At 69.0% G+C, this 10,589-nt stretch carries 9 protein-coding genes; 2 read left to right on the forward strand and 7 right to left on the reverse strand.

The features are described from left to right. Positions 1 to 99: 99 nt before the first annotated feature. The 7 genes from trpC to HRUBRA_RS12225 all read right to left on the reverse strand — a co-directional run bounded on the left by trpC (position 100) and on the right by HRUBRA_RS12225 (position 6,599). Complete coding sequence (gene trpC / locus HRUBRA_RS12195) at positions 100 to 903, reverse strand: indole-3-glycerol phosphate synthase TrpC (protein ID WP_035517570.1); 804 nt, start codon at positions 901 to 903, stop codon at positions 100 to 102. Beyond that, positions 900 to 1,940 carry an anthranilate phosphoribosyltransferase gene (gene trpD / locus HRUBRA_RS12200; RefSeq protein ID WP_035517572.1) on the reverse strand — a complete coding sequence of 347 codons (1,041 nt, stop codon included), beginning with the start codon at positions 1,938 to 1,940 and terminating at the stop codon, positions 900 to 902. Before trpD ends, trpC begins: the two co-directional genes overlap by 4 nt. Next, positions 1,937 to 2,545 (reverse strand): anthranilate synthase component II, encoded by a 609-nt coding sequence (locus HRUBRA_RS12205; RefSeq protein WP_035517573.1) that lies wholly within the window; start codon positions 2,543 to 2,545, stop codon positions 1,937 to 1,939. Before HRUBRA_RS12205 ends, trpD begins: the two co-directional genes overlap by 4 nt. Next, a complete protein-coding gene (gene trpE, locus HRUBRA_RS12210) occupies positions 2,542 to 4,032 on the reverse strand; it encodes an anthranilate synthase component I (RefSeq protein ID WP_035517574.1) in 1,491 nt (496 codons plus the stop codon). Before trpE ends, HRUBRA_RS12205 begins: the two co-directional genes overlap by 4 nt. Further along, positions 4,032 to 4,703 carry a ribulose-phosphate 3-epimerase gene (gene rpe, locus HRUBRA_RS12215; protein ID WP_035517575.1) on the reverse strand — a complete coding sequence of 224 codons (672 nt, stop codon included), beginning with the start codon at positions 4,701 to 4,703 and terminating at the stop codon, positions 4,032 to 4,034. Before rpe ends, trpE begins: the two co-directional genes overlap by 1 nt. A 193-nt stretch (positions 4,704 to 4,896) precedes the next feature. Then, a complete protein-coding gene (gene murU / locus HRUBRA_RS12220; RefSeq protein ID WP_201771601.1) occupies positions 4,897 to 5,580 on the reverse strand; it encodes an N-acetylmuramate alpha-1-phosphate uridylyltransferase MurU in 684 nt (227 codons plus the stop codon). A gap of 5 nt (positions 5,581 to 5,585) precedes the next feature. After that, positions 5,586 to 6,599: an aminoglycoside phosphotransferase family protein gene (locus HRUBRA_RS12225; protein ID WP_035517577.1), complete on the reverse strand. Its 1,014-nt coding sequence runs from the start codon at positions 6,597 to 6,599 to the stop codon at positions 5,586 to 5,588. A gap of 208 nt (positions 6,600 to 6,807) precedes the next feature. Between HRUBRA_RS12225 and HRUBRA_RS12230 the strand changes: the two genes are divergently transcribed. Together HRUBRA_RS12230 and HRUBRA_RS12235 are read left to right on the forward strand one after the other, a co-directional pair. Further along, positions 6,808 to 9,228, forward strand: a complete 2,421-nt coding sequence (locus HRUBRA_RS12230; protein WP_052094799.1) for an LPS-assembly protein LptD — start codon at positions 6,808 to 6,810, stop codon at positions 9,226 to 9,228. After that, the gene (locus HRUBRA_RS12235; RefSeq protein ID WP_236629866.1) at positions 9,225 to 10,529 is read left to right on the forward strand and encodes a peptidylprolyl isomerase; all 1,305 of its coding nucleotides are present in this window, start codon (positions 9,225 to 9,227) and stop codon (positions 10,527 to 10,529) included. The genes HRUBRA_RS12230 and HRUBRA_RS12235 overlap by 4 nt, the downstream gene beginning before the upstream one ends. The last annotated feature ends 60 nt before the right edge of the window (positions 10,530 to 10,589 follow it).

Here is a 10,589-nt window from a genome sequence, read left to right on the forward strand (position 1 = left end):
GCGCATCCTTGCGCCGACTGCCTCCGCTATCCGTGCCAACCCCGCCGCGGCGCCAACCCGTCGCGGCGGGGACGCCGCTGCCATGGGCAGGCGAACGCGTCAGGCGAAAAGTTCGCGGAGCTTCTCGCCCGGCTCCGCGGCGCGCATGAACGCCTCGCCGACAAGGAAGGCATTGACGCCGCCGGCGCGCATGCGCGCAACGTCCGCCGGTGCGTGGATGGCGCTCTCAGTGATCACCGTGCGGCCCTCGGGGATCAACGGCAGCAGCTCGAAGGTGGTGTCGAGGGTGCAGGAGAAGTCGTGCAGGTTGCGGTTGTTGATGCCGATGAGCGGCGACGACACTGCCAGCCCGCGCTCCAGCTCTGCCCGGTCGTGCACTTCCACCAGCACATCACAGCCGACCTCCGCTGCGCAGGCGGCCAGCTCCGCCAGCTGGGCGTCACCGAGCGCCGCGACAATGAGCAGCACGGCATCGGCGCCGAGGGCCCGGGCTTCGACCACCTGGTAGGGGTCCACCGTGAAATCCTTGCGCAGCACCGGCAGGGTACAGGCAGCGCGCGCCGCCTGCAGGTAGCCATCGGCGCCCTGAAAGAAATCCACATCGGTGAGCACCGAGAGGCAGGTCGCGCCGCCGGCCTCGTAGCTGGCGGCGATGGCCGCCGGAGCAAAGTCAGCGCGGATCACGCCCTTGCTCGGCGACGCTTTCTTGACCTCGGCAATGACCGCGCTGCCGGGGCCGGCGGCGGCGGCGGTAACCGCGGCGGCAAAACCCCGGGCCGGCGGCTGGGCCGCGGCGTCAGCGCTGACCGTCTCAAGGGGGCGCCGGGCGCGGCGCTCTGCCACCTCCTCGGCCTTGCGGGCGAGGATGCGCTTGAGCACCGTCGGCAGACCGTCAGCGCTCATGCGCCCTCCTCGGCCATAAGCCGCGTGAAAGCAACGAAGGCCTTGAGCTTCTCGCCGGCCTGGCCCGTGGCCAGCAGGTCTTCGGCAAAGCGGACGCCGTCCCCCAGAGAGCCGGCAATGCCGGCCACGTAGAGGGTGGCACCGGCATTCAGGGCGATGAGCGCTGCCGCATCCTCGCTACCGGCGTCGCCGCCCAGGGCGGCCTTGATGAGCCGCGCGGAGGCTTCCGCGCTATCCACCACCAATCCGTCCAGGGGCCGGCGCCCGAGGCCCAGCGCCTCCGGCGTCACCGTGTAGCAGCGCACGGCACCGTCTTTGAGCTCTGCCACCTGCGAGGGCGCTGCGAGGGACAGCTCGTCGAGGCCGTCCTCACCGTGGACCACCAACGCATGCTCGCTGCCGAGCTCGCCCAGGGCCATCGCCAGCGGCTCGCAGAGGGCGCCGTCAAACACCCCGAGCACCTGCCGGCGCACCCCCGCGGGGTTGGTGAGGGGGCCCAGCACGTTGAACAGGGTGCGCATGCCCAGCTCCCGCCGCGGGCCGATGGCGTGGCGCATGGCGTTGTGGTGGGCCGGCGCGAACATAAAGCCGACGCCCACTTCGGTGATTGCCCGGGCGATCTGTTCGGGGCTCAGATCCAGGGGCACGCCGAGGCTCTCGAGGACGTCCGAGCTGCCGCTGGTGCTGGAGACGGAGCGGTTGCCGTGCTTGGCCACCCGGGCGCCGCCGGCCGCGGCGACGAAGGTTGCGGCCGTGGAGACGTTGAACAGGTTGGCACCATCGCCGCCCGTGCCGACCAGGTCCACCAGGTCGAAATTGCCGGGAACGCTCACCGGCGTGGCCAGTTCGCGCATCACCCGCGCCGCCGCCACAAGCTCGTCGATGGTCTCGCCCTTGGCGCGCAGGCCGAGGAGCAGGGCGCCGATCTGGGCATCCGTGGCGCCGCCGGTCATCACCGTGCGCATGACCGCGGCCATGGCGTGACCGTCGAGGTCTCCCCCGTCGGCGAGCACCGCCAGCGCATCCCTGAGGTTCATGGGTTGTCCCTCCCGGGCTCGGGCGCGGCACCGCGCAGGAAATTGTCGAGCAGAGCGTGGCCGTGCTCTGTGAGAATGGACTCGGGGTGGAACTGCACCCCCTCCACCGGCAGCTCGCGATGCCGGAGGCCCATAATCTCGTCCAGCTCGCCGTCGTCTGTTTCCGTCCAGGCGGTGATCTCGAGGCACGCCGGCAGGGCCTCCCGGGCCACCACCAGGCTGTGGTAGCGGGTGGCGGTATAGGGCGAGGGCAGCCCCTGGAAAACACCCTCGCCACGGTGATGGATCGGCGAGGTCTTGCCGTGCATCACCTGCCGCGCGCGCACAATCTCACCGCCGAAAGCCTGGCCGATGCACTGGTGGCCCAGGCAGATACCAAGAAGGGGCACGCGGCCGGCGAAGGCCTCCACCAGGGCCATGGAGATGCCCGCCTCGTTCGGCGTGCAGGGGCCCGGCGAGAGAACAATACGCTCCGGAGCCAGGGCATGAACACCGGCGATATCGATCTCGTCGTTGCGGCGCACAAGGACCTCGGCGCCGAGCTCACCGAGGTACTGCACCACGTTGAAGGTAAATGAGTCGTAGTTGTCGATCATGAGGATCACGGCGATCCCTCCCCGCCATCCGCCATGGCCGCGGCCCGCAGCACTGCCCGGGCCTTGTTGACAGTCTCCTGCCATTCCGCAGCGGGTACGGAGTCGGCAACGATACCCGCCCCGGCCTGCACGTGCAGCTCGCCGTCCTTGAGCACGGCGGTGCGGATGGCGATGGCCGTGTCCATGTCGCCCCCCCAGGAGAGATAACCCACGGCGCCGCCATAAACACCGCGCTTGACCGGCTCGAGCTCGTCGATGATCTCCATCGCGCGGATCTTCGGCGCGCCGCTCAGGGTGCCCGCTGGCAGCGTGGCGCGCAGCACGTCGAGCGCGCTGAGCTTGCCGGCGAGGCGCCCTGTCACATTGGAAACAATGTGCATCACGTGGGAGTAGCGCTCGATGACCATCTTGTCCGTCAGCTCGACGGTGCCGGTCTGGGCGATGCGGCCAACGTCGTTGCGGCCGAGGTCGATGAGCATGAGGTGCTCGGCGATCTCCTTCGGGTCCGCCAGCAGCTCCTCGGCGAGCGCCGAGTCCTCAGCGTCGTCCCGGCCCCGGTGGCGGGTACCGGCGATGGGTCGCACGGTGACCATACCGTCTTCGAGGCGGGCGAGGATCTCCGGTGACGAACCGACGATCTGGAAGTCCTCGAGGTCGAGAAAATAGAGGTAGGGCGACGGGTTCAGGTTGCGCAGCGCCCGGTACAGGTTCAGCGGCGGCGCCCGGAAGGGCACGCTGATGCGCCGCGCCGGCACCACCTGCATGACATCCCCGGCCAGCACGTACTCCCGCACGCGCTCGACCGCCGCCTCGAAGGTTTCCTGATCCATGCTCGTGCGGGCGCTGTCCTCGAGGCCCGTCTCGGCCCGGGCTGCGAGGTCCACCTCCGGCAGCGGCGCGATCGGCTGGCGCAGCTGCCGCGCGAGCGCTGCGAGTCGCGCCTCGCCGGCCGCCCGTGCGCCCGGAGCCGCCGGGTCGACGTTGACGATGAGCTTGAGGGTGCCGGCAAGGTTGTCGAAGACCAGCACCTCGTCGGAGACCATAAGCAGAATGTCCGGCGTGCCGAGGCTGTCCGGCGGGCAGCTGTCCGCCAGGCGCTCCTCGACGTAGCGCACCGTGTCATAGCCGAAGTAGCCGACCAGGCCGCCGTGGAACACCGGCAGCTCAGCCGCCGGCGCGGCGCGGTAACGCGCCTGGAAGGCCTCGACCCAGGCCAGCGGGTCTGCCACGGTCTCGCTGGCAGCGAGCTCGCCGTTCTCCCAGGTCTCCACGCGCCGGCCATAGACCTTCACCAGGGTGCGGCAGGGCAGGCCGATAATCGAGTAGCGGCCCCACTTCTCGCCCCCCTGCACGGACTCGAAAAGGTAGGAATAGGGCCCACCCGCGAGCTTGCGGTAGGTGCTCACCGGCGTTTCCTGGTCCGCCAGCACCTCGAGGCTCACCGGGACCCGGTTATAGCCCTCGGCTGCCAGCGCCTGGAAGTCCGCCACAGTCATCAGGCCGCCGTAGTCAGCGCGGCGCGCAGGTCACCGATCACTGCCGCGTAGTCCGGCTGGTTGAAGATAGCCGAGCCGGCGACAAAGGTGTCGGCCCCGGCGGCGGCGATCTCGCCGATGTTCTTCGGGCCGACGCCACCGTCGATTTCCAGGCGGATATCGCGGCCCGAGGCGTCGATGCGCTGGCGCGCCTGGCGCAGCTTGTCCAGTGTCGCCGGGATAAAGGACTGACCACCGAAGCCCGGGTTCACAGACATGAGCAGGATCACGTCGATCTTGTCCATGACGTAATCCAGCGCCTCCAGCCCCAGGTGCGGGTTGAACACCAACCCGGCTTTGCAGCCGGCATCGCGGATCTGCTGCAGCGTGCGGTCCACGTGCGTGACGGCGTCGGGGTGGAAAGTGATCCAGCTGGCCCCCGCCTCGGCGAAGTCACCGATGAGCCGGTCGACGGGGCTGACCATCAGGTGCACATCGATGGGCGCGGTCACCCCGTGCTGCCGGAGCGCCTTGCACACCATGGGCCCGATGGTGAGGTTGGGCACGTAATGGTTGTCCATGACGTCGAAGTGGACCACGTCCGCGCCCGCGGCGAGCACGTTGTCGACCTCCTCGCCGAGGCGGGCAAAGTCCGCCGACAGGATGGACGGCGCGATCAGGTAATCGGGCATGGGGATCTCCAGCGGGTCTGGACGCGGATTCTAGCGTTTTGCGTGCCCCGGCACACCCTCCGCGGCAACCCGGAGAGGCATACACCGCCGGCGCCGATACGCCGGTCACGGGTGACAGGGACCTCCTGGCCCCGCGTGATGCATTCCCCGCCATCACCACCCCCGAGGAACTCGGCGCCGCGCTGGGCCTGCGCTAGCCCCTCGCCGCCTCTTCGCGAAGCGATGCATCCAGCGCCGCGAGTCGCTCCGGGGTGCCCACATCCACCCAGCGCCCGCCGTGGCGCTCGCCGGAAAGCCTTCCTGCAGCCATGGCCGCCTCGAAGAGCGGGCGCAGCGGCCGGGCCCCGGGCGCAAGGCCGGCGAAGAAGGCCGGGTGGTAGAGGGCGGTGCCGGTGAAGGTGACCGTGGCCTCGCCGGGCGCGGGCCCGGCGACCCGTTCACCGCGCAGCGCGAAATCACCGCCGGGGTGATGGTCCGGGTTCTCTGCCAGGAGCAGGTGTGCCCCGGCCGGGACGAGGTCCGCGGCGCGCGCAGCCAGCGCCGGCACGTCGTAGTCCATAAATACGTCGCCGTTCACCACCAGGAAGGGCGCATCGCCGAGGAGCGGCAGGGCCTGGACGATGCCGCCGGCGGTCTCCAGGGGCTCCGGCTCCCGGGAATACAGGAGCGACAGCCCCCAGGCGCCGCCGTCGCCGCAGTAGGCCTCGATCTGCTCGCCGAGCCAAGACAGGTTGATCACGACCTCCCTGATGCCCCCCGCCGCAAGACGCTCCAGATGATGGGCGAGCAGGGGCTTGCCGCCCACCGCAAGGAGGGGCTTGGGCGTCTTCAGGGTCAGCGGGCGCATGCGCTCGCCACGGCCGGCCGCGAGAACCATGGCCTTCAAGGAGCGGACCACCAGGGCTGGGCCGGCAGGCGGGGCGCGATCCCGGCGTCGAGCCAGGCCGCAAAGGCGGCGAGCGCGGGCTCACCGGGATGGGCCGCAAGCACGTCGCGGACATAGCCATAGACCCGCGGCAGATCCCCCAGGTAGCCGTCCTTGCCGTCGCGCAGGGAGAGGCGGGCGAAGATACCGAGCACCTTCAGATGCCGCTGCAGGCCCATGAGATCGAAGGTGACCAGAAAGCCCTCGACGTCCGGCAGGCCAGGCAGCCCGCGGGCGGCCAGTTCGCCGTGGAACGTCCGCGCCCAGCGATAGACCGCGTCGTCAGGCCAGCGGCAGTAGCAGTCCCGGAGCAGCGACACCAGATCGTAGGTCACAGGACCGCAGAGCGCGTCCTGGAAATCGATGGTGGCTAGGCCCTCGGGCGTGATCAGGAGATTGCGACTGTGGAAGTCGCGATGCACCGGGACCCGCGGCTGGGCCCCGGCACTGGCGAGGAGGCGGGCACTGAGCGCCTGGAAGCGCTCCCGGGCGACCGCATCGAAGGGCACCCCCAGCAGCTGGTCGCAGAACCAGACGGGAAACAGCTCGAGCTCGGCCTGCAGGGCCGCGTCGTCATAGGGCGGCAGTTCGCCGCAGGGCGCCGTGGCGAGCGCCACGAGCAGGTCCATGGCCTGCGCATAGCAGGCATCCACCGTTGCCGGAGTGAGCGCGGGCAGCAGCAGCGCATCGCCGAGGTCCTCAAGGAGCAGGTAACCGCGCTCGCGGTCGACCCCGAAAAGCCCCGGCACGCGCACGCCGGCGGCCGCGAACTGCTCGCGCACGGCCAGGAATTCGGCATTCTTCTCGGTCGCCGGGGGCGCCACGCAGGCGACGGCGGTGCCGCCAGTCCAGCGCAGGCGGAAATAGCGCCGGAAGCTGGCGTCGCCGGCCAGCGGCGCGAGGGCCGCCCCGGCAGGGTCGGGGAGCTGCGCCAGGCACCAGGGCAGAAGGTCTGCCGGGGCGCCGCTCACGGGGCCAGCACCCTCGTGACACCGCCTCGAGGGCCCCTGCGAAGGAGCCTACCGGGGCTTCCGGGAGAGCCTCGACGGCAAACGCTGCGACAGACGCCACGAAAGACCCCAAGGCCGGAACGGACAAGCGGCGGGCGATGCTTTATCATCCGTCGCAATTCGATTTCCTGTCTCCATCCACCGCTCATAGGCCCATACCCGACACCCCATGATCCCGGCCCCAGCGAAGCACACGCTCCTGCGCGCGGCGGCTACCGCCCTGCTGCTCGCAGCGGCGGCGCCGGGCCGCGCGCAGGATAGCAACGGGGCGGGTTGCGCGGCCAGTGAAGACTGCGCCAGGGAGCGGCTGGAGGTCGAGGTGGTCGAAGCCGGCGCGGGGCTCGACTGGGTCCCGATCGAGGACGTGCCACCGGCGCTCCGGGATCGCAGCTGCAAACTCTGCGGCGGCCGCTACATCGATCCGAAGGCAGGGCTCACCGGCGCCGGGGACCCGGAAGAGTCCGACATCGAGGCCACGGCCACACGCACCGAGCTGCGCGGCGACCAGCTGCGCCTCGAAGGCGGCGTCGAGGTCACCCAGGGCTACCGGGATCTCGCCGGCGACCGGGCAGACTATGACCGCGTCAGCGAAACCGGCAAGGTGGAAGGCAATATCGTGCTCCGCGAGCCGGGTCTCCTGCTCCGCGGCAGCCGCGGGGCGTTCTACTCGCGCACCGGCGAAGCCCAGCTCGAGGATGGCGTCTTTGTGCTTCACGAGAAACACCTCCGGGGCGAAGCCGTGCTGCTTTCCCGCGATGCCGCGTCGCTGATCCGCATCGAGGACGGGGCCCTCACCTACTGCGCGCCGGGCGAACGGGACTGGTACCTGCGGACGCGGCATATGACCCTGGACCTTGAGGAAGGCGTGGGTGTGGCCCGCGGTGCCACCCTGTCTGCCGCCGGTGTCCCCTTCTTCTGGACGCCCTGGCTGAGCTTCCCCCTCGATGACCGCCGACGCACGGGCTTTCTCTTCCCCACCGTGGGCAACGATAGCCGCGGCGGCATCGACGTGAGCACGCCCTTCTACTGGAACGCCGCACCCGACTACGACCTGCTCTACGTACCGCGCTACATCCAGGAACGGGGTCTCAACCATGAGGTCCAGGGCCGCTACCTCGACCCCGCTGGCGGCAACTGGCTGCTCGGCGGCGCCTTCCTGGCCGGGGACGAGCAGTACAAGGAAGACTTCCCGGCGGACCCCAACCCGGACCGCTGGCTGGGCCAGCTCCGCCACAACGGCCTCTACGGCCAGCGCTGGCGCTCGCGCATCGACTACACGCGGGTCAGCGACGTCGCCTATATCCGCGACCTTGAGACCTCCAACCTCGAGACCCGTCGCGAGGTGAACCTGCTGCAGCTCGCCTCCCTCGACTACCTCGGCGATGACTGGCTGGTGAACATGGAGCTGCAGCAGTTCCAGTCTCTGGCCGACGACATCCGCGAGGACTATAAAAAGCTGCCGCAAGTGACCGTGCAACGGCGCGGCGACCGGGAGCCCTTCCGCTTCGAGCCGCTGTTTCTGGCCCAGTACAGCAACTTCGACAGCAACGGCGAGCGCGTGACCGGCCAGCGCCTGTATAGCGAGGCGGGGCTCAGCTATCCCATGCTCTGGGAATACGGGTTCCTGCGAAGCACCGCCAAGTACCGCTACCTGGACTACCGCCTCAACGACCCGCTGGCGCAGGACCGGAACGATCCGAGCGCTGGCTCGGCGCTCGCCAGCCTCGATGGCGGCCTCTACTTCGAGCGCGCCTTCAGCGTTGCCGGCCGGGACCTGGTGCAGACCCTCGAGCCGCGCCTTTACTATCTGTATTCCAGCTTCGAGGATCAGCGCGACCACCCGGACTTCGACAGCGCGGAACTCACCTTCAACTACAACCAGCTGTTCCGGGACACGCGCTTTTCCGGCCGGGACCGCCTCGACGACGCCAACCAGCTCGCCATTGGCGTCACCACCCGCTTCCTCAACCGGCGCACGGGCACGGAGCTGTTGAACGCGAGCCTCGGCCAGATCGTCTACTTCGACAACCGCAGGGTGCGCCTGAGACCCACGGCGCCGGAGCTGGAGCGCACGGAGTCGGAAATTGCCGGGGAACTGAACTTCTATCCCACACAGCGTCTAAACCTGCGGGCGACGGTGCAGTACGACCCGTCGACGGAAAAGGTGAACGCCGGCAACCTGTTCAGCAGCTACGAGCGCGAGGACGGCGCCCTGCTCAACGCCGGCTACACCTACCGGCGGCCCATCAACCTGGTGGGCACGCAGCCGACCACGGACCAGGCGCACCTGTCCGCCTACTACCCGGTGAGTCGCCACTGGCGCCTCTTCGGCGCCTGGAACTACAGCCTCGAAGCCGACGAGAGCGTGGAAGACATGGTGGGCATCGAGTACGATAACTGCTGCTGGAAAATCCGCCTGCTCCATCTGCGCTACTTCGACACCGCGCGCGGCATCGTCCCCGACTTCGACGCACCGAACCTGGACCGCGAGCGGGCGGTGCAGGTGCAATTCGTGCTCAAGGGCCTCGGTGGCCTGGGCACAGAGGTGGAGCAATTGATGACCGATATGATCCGGGGGTTTCGACCGTGACAGTAATCAGCAACACCCTGCGCACCCTCGCCGGGGCCCTGGTCGGCCCGGGGCTGCTGGCGGCCCTGCTGGCAACAACGGCCGCCGCGGAAACAGAAATGCTCGACCAGGTGGTGGCCATCGTCGACGACGATGTCATCATGGCCAGCGAGCTGCGCGAGCGGGTCGAGACGGTAACCGGCAACCTCGAGGCCCGGGGCATGGAGCTCCCGCCGGAAGACGTGCTCATCAGCGAGACGCTCGACCGGCTCATCCTCGACAGCATTCAGATGCAGATGGGGGAGCGCTTCGGTGTGCGCATTCCCGACGCGCAGCTCGACGCGGCCATGCAGCGCGTGGCGGCGCAGAACGGGCTGTCCCTGGAGCAGTTCCGCCTCGCGCTGGAGCAACAGGGACGCTCCTACCGCGCCATGCGCGACAACATTCGCCAGGAGATGGTCATCCAGCGCGTGCAGATGGGCAACGTCAACCAGCGCGTGGAGATTTCCGATCAGGAAGTGAAAAACTTCATGACCACGGAGGAAGGCGAGAAGCTCATCCAGCCCGAATACCGCATCGTCCACGCCCTGCTCCCGGTAGCCGAGGCGGCGCCGGAGCGTGAAGCCGAGGCCTCGCGGGAACAGGCGGAGACCCTGGCAGCCCGCATTCAGGCCGGCGAGAGCTTCCAGACGGTCATCAGCGAAGCGAACGAAACGATACCCATGAGCGGTGGCGACCTCGGCTGGCGCAAGCTCGACGATCTGCCGTCGCTGTTCCAGGACGTCGCACCGTCGCTGACGCCCGGGGAACTCGCGGACGTGTTCCGGTCGCCGAGCGGCTTTCACCTCGTTTACCTTGCCGATGCCCGCGGTGTCGGCGGCGAGACCGTGTCCCAGACCCACGCCCGGCACATCCTCATCAAGCCCACAGAGATTCTCAGCGATGAAAAGGCCCGCGAGCTTGCTGCGCAGCTCAAGGCCCGCATCGAAGGCGGGGAGGATTTCAGCGCCCTGGCCCGGGAATACTCCGAGGATATCGGCACCGCCGCCGAGGGCGGTGACCTGGGCTGGAGCAACCCGGGCCAGATGGTCCCCGCCTTCGAAAACACCATGGCGTCCACGCCCCTCGGCGAGATCTCCGATCCGGTGCGCACGGAGTTCGGCTGGCACATCATCGAGGTGCTGGACCGGCGCGAGAAAGACATGACGGAAGAAGTAAGGGTCGCTCGGGTGACGGAGTTCCTGCACCAGCGCAAGTACGATGAAGAACTCGATGCCTGGCTGCGCAAGATCCGCGATGAGGCCTTTGTCGATATCAAGTAGCGTGTGCGGCCGGGGGCCCCGGGCCCACCCGGGCCGCGACGCTGCCCGCCTCGCCTGGCA

It is taken from the genome of Pseudohaliea rubra DSM 19751 (assembly GCF_000764025.1).
Lineage (GTDB): Bacteria > Pseudomonadota > Gammaproteobacteria > Pseudomonadales > Halieaceae > Pseudohaliea > Pseudohaliea rubra.